Source organism: Rhizobium sp. 10PS4, from assembly GCF_032464805.1.
In the GTDB taxonomy this organism is placed as follows: Bacteria; Pseudomonadota; Alphaproteobacteria; order Rhizobiales; family Rhizobiaceae; genus Rhizobium; species Rhizobium laguerreae.
On sequence record NZ_JAWDIW010000003.1, the window covers coordinates 283168 to 298440 of the forward strand.

Genomic DNA, 15273 nt, shown 5'->3' on the forward strand with positions numbered 1-15273 from the left:
GCGGCTTGCTGCAAAGGCGACTTTGGCTTCGGCGCTCGCGGTGCCGCTGGCCGCAAGGCCGTCGCGTTGCCTTTTCGGCAATCAAAGCATCGAAAATCGGCGCTTTTTCGCAACGCTGTCCTTTGCCATATTCGTCTCAAGTGAAGAGCGAGGTATTGCCGGATGGCCTATGTCATTACCGATCCCTGTATCGACGTTAAGGATGGCGATTGCACGGTCGCCTGTCCCGTGGACTGCATCTACGAAGGCGGACGGATGTTCTACATACACCCAGGCGAGTGTATCAATTGCGGCCTTTGCCTGTCGGTCTGTCCGGTCGATGCCATTTCATGGGACGAGGAAATTCCACAAAGCCGAGTTCAGTTCAAAGCCGTCAATCAGGACTTCTTCGGCCCCGACGTCACCGACTGGGGCTCGCCCGGCGGATGGGACAAAAACCATACGACCAATCGCGATCACCCACTCGTCGCCGCCTATGAAAGAGCCTGATCAAGACAGGTCTCTCGATCGAGAACGGAAATCGATATGACAGCAGTAAAGATCGGTGGCATCGTCGCGGCCGTACCTACCCCCTTCACCGAAAACAGAACCGTCGATACGGATGCTTTCCTTGAACACGGCCGCTGGTGCCTGGCGGAAGGATGCGATCTTCTCAATGTGCTGGGAACGACGGGCGAGGCTAACGCGCTCTCCTTCGTGCAAAGAAGCGCGCTCATGGCCGTCGCCGCAAAGGGCCTCGATGGCGGCAGGATGATGGTCGGCACCGGAACGCCCGATCTTGAAACGACGATCGCCTTGACACGGCAGGCTTACGAGCTGGGTTATGCCGCCGCGCTCGTCCTGCCGCCTTACTACTACAAGCCGGTCCAGGATGAGGGGCTTTTTGCCTGGTTCGCCGAAGTCATTCGAGAGACAGCCGAAACGCCTATCAGCCTGTACCTCTACAACTTCCCGCAGTTGACAGGCATCGAGTTCTCACTTGCCCTGGCAGCAAAACTCATCCAAATGTTTCCCGAGCGCATCCGCGGCGCAAAGGATAGTTCAGGCAATCTGGACTATGCCCGTAAGCTCGCACGAATTCCCGGCTTTGCCGTCTTCCCGAGCAACGAGGCAGTTCTTGCCGAGGCGGAAAAGCATAATTTCGCCGGCTGTATTTCGGCAACGGTCAATATCGACCCGCAATCCTCGGCACGGCTTTGGAAGAACCAGAGCGATCAGGCGACCCTCGATAGGGTCAGAAACCTCAGGCAGGCGATCGCCGCTCACCCGCTCATTCCGGCGGTCAAATGTCTCGTCGGCAAGCGGACGGGGCATGCGGTATGGGGCAATGTATTGCCACCGAACCTGAAAATCGCTGAAGCGGCAAGCCTGGACGCGCTGGACACGATCGCCGCCGAGTTGACGAGCGCAGGCTAGATACCCGACCTTCTCACCACCGCGAGTAGTAGCTGCGGATTGCAGCCGACAGACTTGCGGCAAGCTGCCGTTCGCGCCGGAGGCGGGGCAAATCGGCCCTTGCCTGCTCGCGCAGTTCCCGCCGCGCTCCATCAAAATCGACGGTGGTCAAGCGACCGCCCCTCATGATCTCGCGCCCGCCGACGAATAGCCCCTTGGCCTGGTCTGATGTCATGCGGGTCAACAGCATCTCGGCCTCATCGATATCGTCAAACAGGCTATCAGCCGTCAGGGCATCATAATCGATCACCACGAAATCCTGGCCGGCTGGTGCGTTGAGCACCTTGGCGCCAATGTGAATGGCGGCATCGAAAATCTGGTCGACGGTGAACCGGCGATTGAGCTCGCGTCCGCCATGCAGGAGGTGGATAAGTCGCATTTCGCGCCAGAGATCCTGATCGTCGTCGAAGCCTGACCCGTCGAGGCCAATGGCAAGAGCCGGCCCTTTCTCTGCCACGAGCGAAATCGGCGCAATGCCGGAGCGCAGACGCAGATTGGCCGAGGGATTGCTGACGAGCTGCACACCCCTTTCCGCCAGAAGCTCGCATTCCGCCGGCTGCAATTGCACGCCATGGGCAACCGCCAGCCGCGACGATAGGAAACCGATTTCATCGAGGAAGCGGACGACACCTTGCGGGAAGCGGCGATCCAGCCATTGCCGCTGCCGGGGGCTTTCCAGAAGATGCATGTGGATGCGCCGGCCGTTGACTGCAGATGCTTCGGCGATCGCCTCCAGCATGGCGTTGGAACACCATTGTGGACCGACCAGCCCGTATTGAACATCGACCATCGGATTCGAATTTACGGCCGCCACCGCGTCGACGGCGGCGATCTGTTCCGCGACCGGCGCATAGGCCGGGATGCTCGGCGACAGAGCCTGCCAGTCGTCCTCGCTCAGCAATGGCTTCAATTTCTCCGGCCCGCCGCCATAGGCCCAAGGGTCGAAATCGAGCAGCGGGCAGGACAATCCCAGGCGAATGCCGACATCCCCCGCGGCGCGGATGACGGCGGCAGCTTCATCGCCGAGCCGATTGATATTCAGCGAGTTGTGGCAATGCATCGTCGCGCCCACACCGGTTTGCGCCAGGCGCGCGAACGCCACCAACGCTTCCAGATAGGCATCGGTTCGCGGTCGCAGGCGCATGCCCGGTATCCAGACCTCGAGAGCATCGTCGACGGCGCCGAAATCGAGCGTGCGGATACCATATCCGTGGTCATGGGCGTTGACGGGCGACGGCATCACCAGATCGCCCGGGCCGAGCGCGGCGAGCACGCTTTGAGCGACCGGAAACCCTGCGGCGCCATCAAAACGCTCCGCAGGCTGATGGCCGGGGCGAAGCAGCAACCGGGCTGATGGGGTCATCTTCTCTACCTCTGGATCACAGTCTGGATTTTGTCGCTGAACTTCTTCAGCTCGACGCTCATCGACTCGATGACCACCTCGGTTGCGTGGGTAAGCTGGCGATGACGCGGCACGACGATGCCGACCTGCAGATCGTGCAATCGCGAAGCGGCAATCGGCAAAGCGACGACTTCTCCGGCCTCAAGCTCTTCCAGAAGGCCAAGCGGCGTGAAGAAGGCGACCCCCTCACCAGACAGGATCAGCGGCTTCAGCATCATCTGATTGTTGGTCGCCACCACCGTACGGCCGACACGGTTGAGCGCACCGAGCTCGACGGCGATCATTGAGCTCATGACCTCATTGTCGAGCTGCAGCAGCAGCTTGAACTGCGCGCATTCCTGCAGCGTGACGGATTTCTGCCGCGCCAGTGGATGATTACGCGATACCATCGCCATCAGCGGCATCGGAACGCCATAGACCAGCTTGATGTCATGCGGCCGGGCAAGATCGAAGGTGACGCCGATATCGGCGTCACCTTCGGCTAGGAAATGGAAAATGCTGGTGTAATTGTCATAGCGGATGCGAAAATCGACCGCCGGATGCCGCCGGTGGAAGCCCATGACGAATTCCGGCAGGAACTGGATGGCGAGACTATCGAGGGAGGCGATATGGACCCGGCCGGCGCATTTGCCCTGGAGGTCGCCGAGATCGGATTTCATGATCTCGTATTTCAGCAGCGTGTCCTTGGCATGCTTCAGCACGATCTCGCCAGCCGCCGTCAATCGCAGGCCGTCGGAGAAACGTTCAAACAGCGGTGCTCCAAGCTCGTCCTCCAGCTTCTTGATCTGCCGGCTGACGGCCGAGGTCGCCACATGCAGTTCGTCCGATGCCTTGCGGATCGACCCTGAACGCGCGACTTCAGCGAAATATTTCAAGATACTGGCGTGCATGAGGGCCCCTCGATATGCCGGAAGCTATACCATGCTCATCGTCCCCGCCAAACGGGCGCCCGTTTCTGCTGGAAGGCGGCAACGCCCTCCAGCGCATCCTCGCTTTGCAGCGCCTTGATAAGCGCCGGCGTCCGCAAGGCCTGCGCCTCCGCGGGGCTCAGATGGCCGGTCCGGTTCACCGTCTGCTTGATCGCGCGCAGCGACAGCGGCGCGCAGGCAACGATATCGGCAACCCAGCGATCGACTGCCGCATCCAGCTCAGCCGCAGGAACCACCTCGTTGACAACCCCGAACCCCGCCATCTCGGCGGCGCTGAACTGCCGGCCGGTCAGCATGACGGCCATCGCCCGGTTGAAGGCGATCTTTCGTTGCAAAAGCACCATGCCGCCATCCAGCGGCATGCGCCCGACGCGGGCTTCGGGCAGGCCGAAGCGCGCCGTTTCCGCGGCAATGACGATGTCGCAACCGAGCACCATCTCGAAGCCGCCACCGAGTGCAAAGCCATTGACGCGGGCGACGACGGGCACATCGAGAGACCGGCGAAACGCCAGCCCGCCGAAGCCGTTGACCCGGCTCGCCGCCCAATAATCGAGGCTGGAGCTACCGCTCCCGCCCTTCAGATCGGCGCCGGCGCAAAAGGCTCTTTCCCCGGCTCCGGTCAGGACAACGCAGCTGATGTCGTCCCGCGCTTCGATCTCGCGCCAGATCGTCTCCAGCTCCTGCTCCGTCGCGGCATCCACCGCATTCATGCGGTCGGGACGGTTCAGGGTGACGCGGGCGACACGATCTCCGACGGAAAACCCGACACTCATGCCGCATTTCCTTGCAACCTGCCGAGAGAGCCGAGGATCTCGTCATTGTGCTGGCCGAGTTGCGGTGGCGAAATGCGCACCGCGACCTCAGCCGCCGACATGTCGATCGGTGAGCCGATGAGGCGGATCGGGCCGGCTGCCGTCTCGCCGGCCTCCAGTATCATCTTATTGATGATCGTCTGCTCGTCCTTCAGCGCTTCCGGCAGGGAGCGGACAGGCGCGCAGAGGATGTCGACATCCTCCAGGCGCTGCAGCCAATGCGCCATGGTGTTTTTCGCGAAATTGTCGCGGAAGATCGTTTGCAGCTCCGGCCGCCGCGCCATCTGCGCGTCGAAATCCTTGTAATGCGGGTACTGCGACAGATCCTCGATCTCAAGCGCGTTGCAGATATCCTGAAGCGGGTTCTGCTTGAACGCGCCGACCATGACGATAGCACCGTCAGTGGTCTCGAACACGCCGGTCAGCGGGAAGGCGCCCCAGTTGAGGTCTCTGTCTCGCATCAGATGCGTCGTCCCCTCCTGCATCTGCATGGCGAGCATGGAATTATACAGGCTGACGGCGACTTGCTGGCCTTCGCCGGTCTTGTCGCGCTGCAGGAGCGCCAGGAGAATGCCCTGAACTAGGTGCATACCGGCGGAATAGTCCGCAAGCGGCGTGGCATAAATCGAAGTCGGGTGGCTGCTGTCCGACTTGCGGCGCATGACGCCCGATACCGCCTGCGCCAGCACGTCCTGTCCACCCTTGTGCTGGTAAGGGCCGGTCAGGCCGAAGCCCGTGCCGACAGCATAAATCAGCTTCTTGTTGATCTTCTTCAGGTCCTCGAAGCCGAAGCCCATGCGCTCCATGACGCCAGGACGGAAGTTGTTGACGACGACATCGGCCGTCTCGAGCAATGTGAGCACGGTTTCGCGCGCCTCGGGCTGCTTCAGGTCGAGTGCAAGGCTCTTCTTGTTGCGGTTCAACGAGCAGAAGACCGGGTTGTTCAGGCCATCCGGATCGGAGCCGAGCGACCAACGGGAGAGATCGCCGATACGGACCTTTTCGATCTTGATGACTTCGGCGCCATAATCGGCCAGCACCTGGGTGCAGGAGGGGCCGAGCATGACTTGCGTGAAATCGATGACGCGAATGCCGTCGAGGGGGAGAATGGTCATTCCGCGGCCTCCAGATAGGTAGCGTTTTCGGATGGAGCGTCGCCGGGATCGGCCCCCTGCGCCCGCATCTGCTTCTGAATTGCCTTGATGTCGGCCTTGCGCACGGTCGTACCGGCATTGAGCGCAACGACGGCTGCAACACCCGCAGCTTCGCCCATGGCCATGCAGGGCGGAATTTCGCGGCTGGATTTCTGCGCTTGCGGCGTTGCCGAATAATGGCGGCCAGCGACGATCAACTGGTCGATCTCCTTCGGCAGCATTGCCCGATACGGCGTGTAATAATCACGGCCACGGCAGACCGTATCGGCGAAATGTCTCCTGGTCATCACATCGTCTTTGGTTACGACATAGTCGCCTTCCAGGAGCCGGGTCTGGCGGACGCCGGTCTGCGGGGCGAAATCGACGACATAGGCATTTTCAAAGCCCGGCATTTTTTCACGCGCGAAATCCAGCAAACGGGCGATGCGAGCGCGGCCTTCCAGCTCCGCCTGGGTCAGATCCTCCACCTTGAGGCCACTCAGTTTCGGCATATGCGGGCAGTTGAGCCAGACAACGCCAGGCAGCGGCGTCTTCAACCACCAGAAGGACCAGCACCCGCCGATCAGGCGCTTGGCCTCATGATCGAGCAACTTGAAGGCCTCCGGATCCTCACGCTCGAACCGCTCGGCTGCATCGGTATCGACGCCGCCCCAGCGGGAAACCGTCGTCAGGATAAAGTTGGATTCGACATGCGAAGCGCCGGCGCTGGCGGCAACATCGAGATCACCCGTCGTATCGATGACGACATCACCAAGGATTGCCTCCATGCCCGCCTTGGTCTGGCAGATCACGCCCCTGATCGTCTTGCCTTCAACGATCGCGGAGGAGAACCAGCTATGGGTTCTGAGCTTGACGCCAGCAAGAGCCAGAATGTCGTAGGAGGCACGCTTGAAGGCGTCGGGGTCGAAGGCTGCGGAAAAGCAGATCGGATGCGGCATGGACGGCGTGTGAAAGTCGAACAGTCCCCAGCGCGCCCAGCGCTGCCAGGCTTCCGGCGTATCGCGGAATTCGATCAGGCGGTCGCGGTCCGTCGGCGTGACGCACAGACCCCAGAGCTTCATGCGCTCGATCATTTCCATGCAGATGCCGCGCACGGTAATCTCGAGCTCGTTGATCATATCGTCGAGCACCAGCACCATGCCGCCGGCGGCGAGGCCGCCGACATAAGGATAGCGCTCCAACAAGGTCACGCTCGCGCCGTTGCGGGCCGCCGACACTGCCGCCGAGATCCCGGCTGGGCCGCCACCGACCACGACGACGTCGGAGCGATCGACCACTTTGATGTCGCGCGCAGGCTGATGGATTGTCTCAATCATTGTCGTTTTCTCCTGGTTGCGCGTGCTCAATGCGATCCGGCCGGCTTCCAGCGCACGACCTTTGCCTCGACGACCGAGACCAGGGCGAAGAGGACCACCGCCAGAAGGGCCGCAATCACAACGGTCGCGTAGAGAAGTGGCGAGCGGAAATTATAGGTGGCCTCGATGATCAGGGCGCCGAGACCGAAACTCGAACCGATCCATTCTGCGACGATCGCCCCCATGACGCTGCTGGTTGCGGCGATCTTCAAGGCGGCGAACAGGAAAGGCAGCGAGCTCGGAAACCGCACTTTCCAGAGGATCTCCGAATTGGTGGCGGACAGAACGCGCATCAGGTCGAGCATGGCGGGACTTGCCGCCCGCAACCCCTGGACCATGTTGACCAACGTCGGAAAGAAGCAGATCAGACCGGCAATGATGATCTTTGGCGCCAGTCCGTTGCCGAAAATCAACACGAGGATCGGCGCAAGCGCGATGATCGGGATCGCCTTGATGAAGACGGCGATCGGGTAAAATGCCTTTTCCGCCGTCGTGCTATGCACGAACCAGACCGCCAGCAGGATGGCGACGAGGTTACCGAACAGGAAGCCGAGGGCGGCTTCGAGCAGCGTCGGCAGGAAATTCCGCCACAGCGTTGCGGCATTGTCGCGAAAGGCGAGCACGACGTCGGCCGGGCTCGGCGCCATGAAGGTCGGGATCTTGAAGATCCAGATCACCACTTGCCAGAGCACGACGAGGCCGAGTCCAGCCAGGATCGCGGGCAGATTTCTCGACAGGGTGCCAACGGTGGCGTCGAGGATCGCAATCTTGCGCGGCGTGGAACGCGCTTCGGAAGAGACCACGTTGCTCATAGGCATTCCTCCAGCAGAGCGCGCAGATGCGCCGTCACCTGAATGAATTCCACCGTGTCTCTCATGGCGAGCGAACGCGGATAGGGAAGGTCGACCTTCATGAACTCCTTCACACGGCCCGGATGCGCCTGAAGCATCAGCACATGCTGGCCAAGGAAGGCCGCTTCGGGGATGGAGTGAGTGACAAACAGGATCGTCGTGCCCGTCTCCTGCCAGAGCCGCAGCAATTCCTCGTTGAGCTTGTCGCGGGTGATCTCGTCGAGTGCGCCGAAGGGCTCGTCCATCAGCAGGATGCGCGGGCGTGTGACCAACGCCCGGGCGATGGCGACCCGCTGGCGCATGCCGCCGGAGAGCTCATGCGGCAAGGCGTTTTCACGCCCCTTGAGACCGACCATCGCCAGCAGCTCCACCGGGTCGGCAAAGGAACCTGCTGCATGCTTGCCGACCTCGATCGGCAGGCGGACATTGTCGATGACGCTGCGCCAGGGCAACAGCGTGGCATCCTGGAAAACGAAGGCGAAATCGCGGCCCTCTCGTGCCTCGCGCGGCGAGCGCCCGAGCACCGAGATCGAACCGCCGTTGATATGCACGAGATCGGCGATACAGCGCAGCAGGGTCGATTTTCCGCAACCCGAAGGGCCGAGCATCGTCACGAACGCCCCCTCGGGAATATTCACCGACACGTTGGAAAGAGCGGTGATCTCGTTGTCCTTATCGCCAAAGCGGATGTCCAGATTAGCGATGGAGACTGCGAGCGGCGATCCGGCTGGCAGCGGATCTGGCAGTTTAACGGTGGCGGCGGCAGTCATGGCCGTTCACCCGACCTGCTTGCGGATATCGGCTGTCGCATCGAGTATGGCGAAGCTCGCGACGTCATCGACGGTCGGAACCGTCCCGGTGAACTGCTTGAGGTCGCCATAGGCCTTGATCTGGGCTGCCCAGTTTTCCCTGTTCATCGCACCCCAGCCGAATTGCTTGGTGGTGTCGCCGAAGGAGAATTTCGCAATCGGACCGACGGCTTTGAGTTCGCTCGCCTTATCGAGATTGGGATAGGTCTCGACCAGCATGTCGACCGCCTCTTCCGGATGGTCGCGGACATAGCCCCAGCCCGTTGCGGCTGCCGTGGTGAAGCGCACCAGCACGTTGGCATGTTTGTCGAGCTGTTCGTCGGTGGTGTAGTAGACATTGGCATAGAGCTGCAGCCCAGCATCCCAGAGCATCATGTCGACGCGGTCGTCACCCAGGACCGAAAGGGCATTGGTGTTGGTGATCCAGCCGGTGACGGCGTCGGCCTGACCGGTCAAAAGCTGGTTCATGTCCGACCCCATATTGACCATCGTCACCTGATCCTCGGCGATGCCGTTCTTGGCGAGCAAGGCGCGAAGCAGGATAAAAGCCGTCGGCTGCGTGGCGATCGTCTTGCCGACCATGTCCTTCGGCTCGCGGATCGGCGCTTTCTTCAGCGAAAAATAGGTGAAGGGATGTTTCTGATAGCCGGCCAGGAAAGCTTTGACGGGGATGCCGGCGGAGCGCGCCAGCATCACCGACGGGCTGGAAGAGATTTGGCCAAGCGTCGATTGCCCCGCCGCGACACCGGCGACGCCATCGACATTCGGGCCGCCGGGAACGATCTCCAGCTCGACGCCCTGCTCCTTGAAGAAACCCTTCTTCTGCGCAACGACTTCACCGATCACGCCGTTCGAGACCAGCCAGCCCAGCTGCATTTTCACCTGGGCGACGTCTTGGGCAAGGCCCGCACGCACGCCGATCAGGGTCTGTGCTGCGGCTAAACCGCCCACCGTTGCGACATTGGACATGAAGCGACGGCGGTTCATCATGAAATGAGACATAATAGTTCCCCTATTTGTTCCCCCGGTCCGACTTTTATCGTCGTGTACCGAAGCTCATTTGCCGAGTGCCCGGGGAGGATGGGGAATTTTGGCGTTCTAATAAAGAACAATTATTCGCTAATTGAATTGCCAAAAAGGCAACACCACCGGATAGAACCTGCGGGGACGCTGCCCCATCGAAGCTGAGAACGCCGTCCGGACTGGAGGTATCGGACGTCACGGTTGTACTGGGTTGTGCCAATGAATCCGATAATTGAACGACAAGCTATTGATGTTGCATCAAGACATTTGTTTCGCGGGCGGCGATGCGCAACCACGGGATCAAATGTTGGTGGACTGCTTGCGCTTTCCAGGACGAAATCATTGAATAGTTCACTGACGAATCCGGGCAGCTGAGCGAGAGAGTATCCCATGAAGGAACATTGTCGGTCTAAACCCGGCTTGGAGCCGCCGGATGCCCCCTCTGTGACAGCTGACGCGTGACGACGAAGACCAGCAGGGCGCCGACCGCAAGACAGGCCGAGAGAAAGAACATCGGCGCGATCGTGCTACCGCTCTCATCCTTGATCCAGGGCACGACGTTCTGGGCGACGAAGCCGCCAAGATTTCCGACCGAATTGATGGCGGCAAGGCCCGCCGCAGCCCCCGCGCCCTTGAGGAAACGGGAGGGCAGGCTCCAGAACACCGGCTGGGGCGCGAAGATCCCGGCAGCGGCGACGCAGAGGAAGGCGAATTGCAAAGTGTGGTTCGGGATCAGCGCCGAGAGCAGCAGGCAGGCGGCACCGATGAAAGCCGGAATGACGATATAGGGCGTCTTCGATTGCGCCTTGTCGGCCATGGCGGGAACGGCATAGAGCGCGATCGCGACCAGCACCCAGGGAATGATATTGAGGAAGCCGTTCACCGTGTTGCTGACGCCGAAAGCCTTGACGATGGTCGGCAGCCAATAGCTGAGGCCATAGGCCGAAAGCGGAAAGGCGATATAGCAGAGCGCCATCAGCAGGACACGCGGGTCGATGAGCGCCTTGAAGCCGTTTCCGGCATTCTCGCCCATGCCGGCATTTTCGGAAGTGAGTCTTCGTTCGAGCCACTGCTTCTCCTCGCCGCTCAGGAAGCTTGCATTTTCAGGCCGGCCGGGAAGATAGAAGAAGGTGACGATGCCAGCGATCACGGCCGGAACGCCCGTCGCCAGAAAGACCCACTCCCAGCCGGCAAAGCCGTAGAGACCGTCGAGATCGAGCAACACGCCGCCGAGCGGCGCACCGACGGCATTGGCGACGGCGCTGAAGATCATGAACAGCCCGACCATCCTGCCGCGATAGGTCGAGGGAAACCACAGCGTCAGCAAATAGAGGACGCCGGGAAAGAAGCCGGCTTCGCAGACACCGAGCAGAAAGCGCAGGATATAGAACATCGTCGCGTTCTGCGTGAAGGCGAGCGCGACGGTGACGATGCCCCAGGAGACCAGGATTCGTGCGAACCAGAGACGGGCGCCGAGCCTGTCGAGGAAAAGGTTGCTCGGCACCTCGAAGAGAAAGTAGCCAATGAAGAAGAGCGATGCGCCGAGACCATAGGCATATTCGCTCATTCCGAGAGCATCGACCATCTGCAGCTTGGCGAAGCTGACGTTCTGCCGGTCGATATAGGCGATGAGATAAAGGATGCCGAGAAACGGCATCAGCTTCCAGGTGATTTTCGAGATCAGCCGCTTCTCGTCGACCATAAGTATTCTCCGGTATGACCATGCTTCGGGATCGGATAAATAGCGCGGCCGGCAGATATTCAATTGTGCGCGGCATTTTCTCGCAGCCGCAACCCTGACGATGTGACCGTATCCGAAGCCGGGTACGGTCACTTTGATCATTCAGCGGCGGCGACGGCGGCGCGGCGGCCGATCGTTGCCTGGGTCAGCACGAAGGCCGAGAAGGCGCAGAGCGCGATGCCGGCGGCCATCGGAACGGCTGTGCCGTCGAAGAAGACGCTCGATATGACCATGGCGACGGCGGCGATCACGAAATGCAACGTGCCCATCAGCGACGAGGCGGTGCCGGCGATCTCGCCGTGATCCTCGAGCGCAAGCACCGCGCTCGTCGGGATGACGAGGCCGAGGAAGCCGTAGCCGATGAACAGGAAGGTCGCCAAGACAGGCAGCTGGTTGAAGCCCGTGGCCATCACCACCGCCATGACGACCATGGCAAGGGCAAAAGCGCTGACCGCAATCCGCATGACGCGCACGAGGCCGAAACGCTCGCCGAGCCAGCCCGTCGCCTGCGATACCGCGAAGAAGGACACGGCATTGATCGAGAAGGCGAAACTGTATTGCGTCGGCGTCAGCCCGTAATGCTGGATCAGCACGAAGGGCGAGTTGGCGAGATAGACCAGGAAGCTCGAAATGCCGAGGCCGCCGATGAAGGTCAGCGTCAGGAAGTTGCGGTCGGCAAGCAGCAGGCGGTAGGCCGCCATGGCGCTCTTCAGACCGCTGCCGCTGCGTTCGGCCGGTGAACGGGTTTCGTCAAGCTGGGTGGCGAGCAGGACGAGGCCGATGAAGGCTGCGATCGTCACGGCCCAGAATACGCCGCGCCAGCCGTAGAACTCGATGACGGCGCTGCCCGTCAGCGGCGCCAGGATCGGCGAGATCGAAAAGACAAGCATCAACAGCGACATCAGGCGGGCGGCCTGCACGCCGGTATGCATGTCGCGGACGATGGCGCGCGGAATGACCATGCCGGCGGCACCGCCGATACCCTGAACGAAACGGAAGCCGATCAGCGTTTCGATATCGGTCGCCAGCGCGCAGCCGATCGAGGCGACGGAAAAGAGGCCGATGCCGAGATAGAGCGGCAGCTTGCGGCCCCACATATCCGACAGCGGACCATAGACCAGCTGGGCGAGCGCAAAGGAGATGAAGAACGCGAGAAGGGTGAGCTGGGTGACGTTGTTATCGGCATGCAGGTCCTGTCCGATGGACGGCAGCGCAGGCAGATACATGTCGATGGCAAAGGGCCCGATGGCCGACAGAAGGCCGAGAATGAGGGCAATGCGAAAGAAGGGAGCCGTCATAATGGTGATCTTTCATGAAAGCGCAGCGGAAATACCGTATCGTCGCTCCGCGGCATTGCTCTGAGAGCGCCGTGCGTCCTTTCGGACGCAAAAGGACGCTCCAACACTTTAAATCTACGCATCGTGCTTTCCGAAAATCGGTTCCGATTCTCGGGCCGATGCGCGGGTTCAATGATGATCGTTCGCGCGAAGACGAAGTTGGGAGCTCATATCTCAGCGGCGAAACCAGGAGTGTCAACAAATTTGGACACGGATGTAAAGTTAGACGCCATTGTCTAAAACGTCAAGACGTCTTATCTTCGCTCTCATGAAAGATCGCATGACACCGGCAGTCCGGATGACGGGGCATACGCAGCGTGGACAATGCGCCAAGCGCATGTCGATCCTTGATGCCGCGGCCGACGTATTCTGCCGCGAGGGTTTTGCCGGCGCCAGCATCGACGAGATCGCCGCCGTCGCCTGTGTCTCGCGCCAGACGATCTACAATCACTATCGCGAGAAGGAAACGCTGTTCGTCGCCGTCGTCGAGGACGTCATGAACCGCGCCAATGCCATGCTCTTCTCCGTGCTGTCCACCTTTCCGGCTAACGCCGACAATCTGGAAGACGAACTGACGGCGTTTGCCGTGCGCCTCAACAAGAACTGCATCTGCAACCACGACGGAAAATTCCTGCGCAAGCTGGTGCAGACCGAGGGCGAGCGATATCCGCACCTCTTCGAAAGCTGGCGCCAGCAGGGGCCGGGCAAGCTGACCACGGCACTTTCCGCACTTTTCGCCAGGCTTGCTCACAAGGGCACGCTCGTCATCGACGATTTCGACGTCGCCGCGAGACAGTTCGTGGCGCTCGGCAATGCCGATCTGCAGATGATGATCCTTCTCGGCGGCACGCCCACCGACGAAGAACTGGAAAAGGCGGCGCGCAACGCCGTCCACACCTTTCTCAAGGCCTATGGCAGGCCGGACGCAGAAAAGGCTGGCCATCCGCGGCAGCTCGCAGCCATATCCGGCTGATCAGGCCCTTACGATCAGGCAAAGACCGTCATTTGTGAGGGTACGACCGCGAACATGCCGACACGGCGCGCGGCAAGATATTTCACCAGCTGTTCGACAACCGAAGGCATGACCGGCTTCTGAACCACACCGACCGCGCCCTTCACGCCGTCAGCCACCACTTCGGGATTGCCGGTCATGAAGACGACGGCAATGCCATGCTCCTGCGCCAGCCGCCGGCCGATCTCAGGCCCGGTCGGTCCGTCGGCGAGATTGACGTCGACAAAAGCAATGTCGGCAAGCGGCGCCAGCCGCAGCGCCTGTTCGCGATCATTCGCAAGGCCGGCAACCTGCATGCCCATGCCTTCCACCGTCGCCTCGAGATCGAGCGCGATCAGGAATTCATCTTCGACGATCAACACTCTCTGTTTCATGAGATCATCTCGTTGCCAGCGCCGCACGACATTGGTGGCCATGATACGTCCCCTTGGTTACGCATAACTCGAAAGAGGTATCCGCTCCGGCAGTCTATCCGACGCGAAACTCATGGCAGTAACGGGCAAGTCGACGATATGTTCCGCGGTGGAACGCCGAATTTTATATTTAAGATATTGTTAACGTTGATAAATCCTTAATTGCATAAAGCTGATACGAAAAAAGGCGACACCATCGCCGTCCCGCTAAAACCAGCACCGACAGGGTTAATCAGCCCTTGACCTTCATCACCAGGACCGGTTTGCCGCGGTAGTCGGCGGGAAACAGCGACTTCAGGTTCTCGATTTTCGGCAGGTCGTTGTAGACGATATAGGGATAGGTCGGATTGAGCGTCAGGAAATCCTGGTGATAGGCTTCGGCCGGATAGAAGCCCGTGGTTTCAGACACTTTGGTGACGATCGGCTGCGGGAAGACATGCGTGTTGTCGAGCTGGCTGATATAATTCTCGGCGACCTTGCGCTGCTCTGGATCGGTAACGAACAGCGCCGAACGGTACTGCGTTCCCCGATCCGGACCCTGAAAATTCAGCTGGGTCGGGTTGTGCGCCACCGAGAAGAAGATCTGCAGCAATTTGCCGTAGGTGACCTGTTTCGGGTCGAATTTCACCTGGACGGCTTCGGCATGGCCCGTCGAGCCGGTGCTGACGGTTTCGTATTGCGCCGTTTTAGCGTCGCCGCCCGCATAACCGGAGACGGCGCTCTCGACACCCTTCACATGCTGGAAGACGCCCTGGACACCCCAGAAACAGCCGCCGGCGAAAATGGCAGTCTCAGTGCCTGAGCCGGCCGCCTCGTCGACGGCTGGTGGCGGGATGACGACGGCGTCCTCGGCCGCGCCTGCGCCACTCGCACCGAGCGAGAAAACAACGGCGGCAAAGAGCGCGGCAAGGCTCCTGCGGTGGAACGACGTGGACATCACGTTACCTCCTGTGATCGCCCAAATCCTTGCTCATCCTTGC

15 protein-coding genes are annotated in these 15273 nt (G+C 60.8%); 3 read left to right on the forward strand and 12 right to left on the reverse strand.

Annotation, left to right across the window (positions count from 1 at the left end):
• Positions 1-162: 162 nt before the first annotated feature.
• Both fdxA and RWJ89_RS07110 read left to right on the forward strand, forming a co-directional pair.
• Positions 163-489 (forward strand): ferredoxin, encoded by a 327-nt coding sequence (fdxA, locus tag RWJ89_RS07105; protein WP_131662435.1) that lies wholly within the window; start codon positions 163-165, stop codon positions 487-489.
• A gap of 36 nt (positions 490-525) precedes the next feature.
• Positions 526-1416, forward strand: coding sequence for a dihydrodipicolinate synthase family protein (locus RWJ89_RS07110; RefSeq protein WP_131662436.1), 891 nt, complete (start codon positions 526-528; stop codon positions 1414-1416).
• A gap of 13 nt (positions 1417-1429) precedes the next feature.
• On the opposite strand, the gene RWJ89_RS07115 is transcribed toward RWJ89_RS07110, so the two are convergent.
• The 10 genes from RWJ89_RS07115 to RWJ89_RS07160 all read right to left on the reverse strand — a co-directional run bounded on the left by RWJ89_RS07115 (position 1430) and on the right by RWJ89_RS07160 (position 12829).
• The gene (locus RWJ89_RS07115; RefSeq protein WP_316030758.1) at positions 1430-2818 is read right to left on the reverse strand and encodes an amidohydrolase family protein; all 1389 of its coding nucleotides are present in this window, start codon (positions 2816-2818) and stop codon (positions 1430-1432) included.
• Between the two features lie 5 nt (positions 2819-2823).
• A complete protein-coding gene (locus tag RWJ89_RS07120; protein WP_020052902.1) occupies positions 2824-3747 on the reverse strand; it encodes a LysR family transcriptional regulator in 924 nt (307 codons plus the stop codon).
• A 35-nt stretch (positions 3748-3782) separates the two neighbouring features.
• Entirely contained in the window at positions 3783-4559 is a 777-nt protein-coding gene (locus RWJ89_RS07125; protein WP_131662439.1) for an enoyl-CoA hydratase-related protein, read from the reverse strand.
• Positions 4556-5713 carry a CaiB/BaiF CoA transferase family protein gene (locus RWJ89_RS07130; protein WP_020052900.1) on the reverse strand — a complete coding sequence of 386 codons (1158 nt, stop codon included), beginning with the start codon at positions 5711-5713 and terminating at the stop codon, positions 4556-4558. The genes RWJ89_RS07125 and RWJ89_RS07130 overlap by 4 nt, the downstream gene beginning before the upstream one ends.
• Positions 5710-7068, reverse strand: coding sequence for an FAD-dependent oxidoreductase (locus RWJ89_RS07135; RefSeq protein WP_032999633.1), 1359 nt, complete (start codon positions 7066-7068; stop codon positions 5710-5712). Before RWJ89_RS07135 ends, RWJ89_RS07130 begins: the two co-directional genes overlap by 4 nt.
• Before the next feature lie 26 nt (positions 7069-7094).
• Positions 7095-7919 carry an ABC transporter permease gene (locus RWJ89_RS07140; protein ID WP_131662440.1) on the reverse strand — a complete coding sequence of 275 codons (825 nt, stop codon included), beginning with the start codon at positions 7917-7919 and terminating at the stop codon, positions 7095-7097.
• Positions 7916-8728, reverse strand: coding sequence for an ABC transporter ATP-binding protein (locus tag RWJ89_RS07145; protein ID WP_221947084.1), 813 nt, complete (start codon positions 8726-8728; stop codon positions 7916-7918). The genes RWJ89_RS07140 and RWJ89_RS07145 overlap by 4 nt, the downstream gene beginning before the upstream one ends.
• A 6-nt stretch (positions 8729-8734) precedes the next feature.
• On the reverse strand, positions 8735-9769 hold the full coding sequence (locus RWJ89_RS07150; RefSeq protein ID WP_316030759.1) for an ABC transporter substrate-binding protein: 1035 nt from the start codon (positions 9767-9769) through the stop codon (positions 8735-8737).
• Positions 9770-10199: 430 nt separating this feature from the next.
• Complete coding sequence (locus RWJ89_RS07155) at positions 10200-11492, reverse strand: MFS transporter (RefSeq protein ID WP_316030760.1); 1293 nt, start codon at positions 11490-11492, stop codon at positions 10200-10202.
• A gap of 137 nt (positions 11493-11629) precedes the next feature.
• A complete protein-coding gene (locus RWJ89_RS07160) occupies positions 11630-12829 on the reverse strand; it encodes a multidrug effflux MFS transporter (protein WP_221956013.1) in 1200 nt (399 codons plus the stop codon).
• 271 nt (positions 12830-13100) lie between these two features.
• Here RWJ89_RS07160 and RWJ89_RS07165 point away from each other — a divergent pair, with 271 nt between their 5' ends.
• Complete coding sequence (locus RWJ89_RS07165) at positions 13101-13841, forward strand: TetR/AcrR family transcriptional regulator (protein WP_168281984.1); 741 nt, start codon at positions 13101-13103, stop codon at positions 13839-13841.
• A 14-nt stretch (positions 13842-13855) separates the two neighbouring features.
• Here RWJ89_RS07165 and RWJ89_RS07170 read toward each other — a convergent pair whose 3' ends face one another.
• Entirely contained in the window at positions 13856-14296 is a 441-nt protein-coding gene (locus RWJ89_RS07170; protein WP_026265589.1) for a response regulator, read from the reverse strand.
• Positions 14297-14525: 229 nt separating this feature from the next.
• The gene (msrA, locus tag RWJ89_RS07175) at positions 14526-15230 is read right to left on the reverse strand and encodes a peptide-methionine (S)-S-oxide reductase MsrA (protein WP_131662446.1); all 705 of its coding nucleotides are present in this window, start codon (positions 15228-15230) and stop codon (positions 14526-14528) included.
• Positions 15231-15273: the final 43 nt, after the last annotated feature.

Coding starts and splice junctions, on each gene's coding strand:
- RWJ89_RS07140 (WP_131662440.1), bottom strand. CDS start 7,919: ATGAGCAACGTGGTCTCTTCCGAAGCGCGTTCCACGCCGCGCAAGATT.
- RWJ89_RS07150 (WP_316030759.1), bottom strand. CDS start 9,769: ATGTCTCATTTCATGATGAACCGCCGTCGCTTCATGTCCAATGTCGCA.
- RWJ89_RS07125 (WP_131662439.1), bottom strand. CDS start 4,559: ATGAGTGTCGGGTTTTCCGTCGGAGATCGTGTCGCCCGCGTCACCCTG.
- RWJ89_RS07155 (WP_316030760.1), bottom strand. CDS start 11,492: ATGGTCGACGAGAAGCGGCTGATCTCGAAAATCACCTGGAAGCTGATG.
- RWJ89_RS07145 (WP_221947084.1), bottom strand. CDS start 8,728: ATGACTGCCGCCGCCACCGTTAAACTGCCAGATCCGCTGCCAGCCGGA.
- RWJ89_RS07120 (WP_020052902.1), bottom strand. CDS start 3,747: ATGCACGCCAGTATCTTGAAATATTTCGCTGAAGTCGCGCGTTCAGGG.
- RWJ89_RS07160 (WP_221956013.1), bottom strand. CDS start 12,829: ATGACGGCTCCCTTCTTTCGCATTGCCCTCATTCTCGGCCTTCTGTCG.
- RWJ89_RS07135 (WP_032999633.1), bottom strand. CDS start 7,068: ATGATTGAGACAATCCATCAGCCTGCGCGCGACATCAAAGTGGTCGAT.
- fdxA (WP_131662435.1), top strand. CDS start 163: ATGGCCTATGTCATTACCGATCCCTGTATCGACGTTAAGGATGGCGAT.
- RWJ89_RS07130 (WP_020052900.1), bottom strand. CDS start 5,713: ATGACCATTCTCCCCCTCGACGGCATTCGCGTCATCGATTTCACGCAA.
- RWJ89_RS07110 (WP_131662436.1), top strand. CDS start 526: ATGACAGCAGTAAAGATCGGTGGCATCGTCGCGGCCGTACCTACCCCC.
- RWJ89_RS07170 (WP_026265589.1), bottom strand. CDS start 14,296: ATGGCCACCAATGTCGTGCGGCGCTGGCAACGAGATGATCTCATGAAA.
- RWJ89_RS07115 (WP_316030758.1), bottom strand. CDS start 2,818: ATGACCCCATCAGCCCGGTTGCTGCTTCGCCCCGGCCATCAGCCTGCG.
- msrA (WP_131662446.1), bottom strand. CDS start 15,230: ATGTCCACGTCGTTCCACCGCAGGAGCCTTGCCGCGCTCTTTGCCGCC.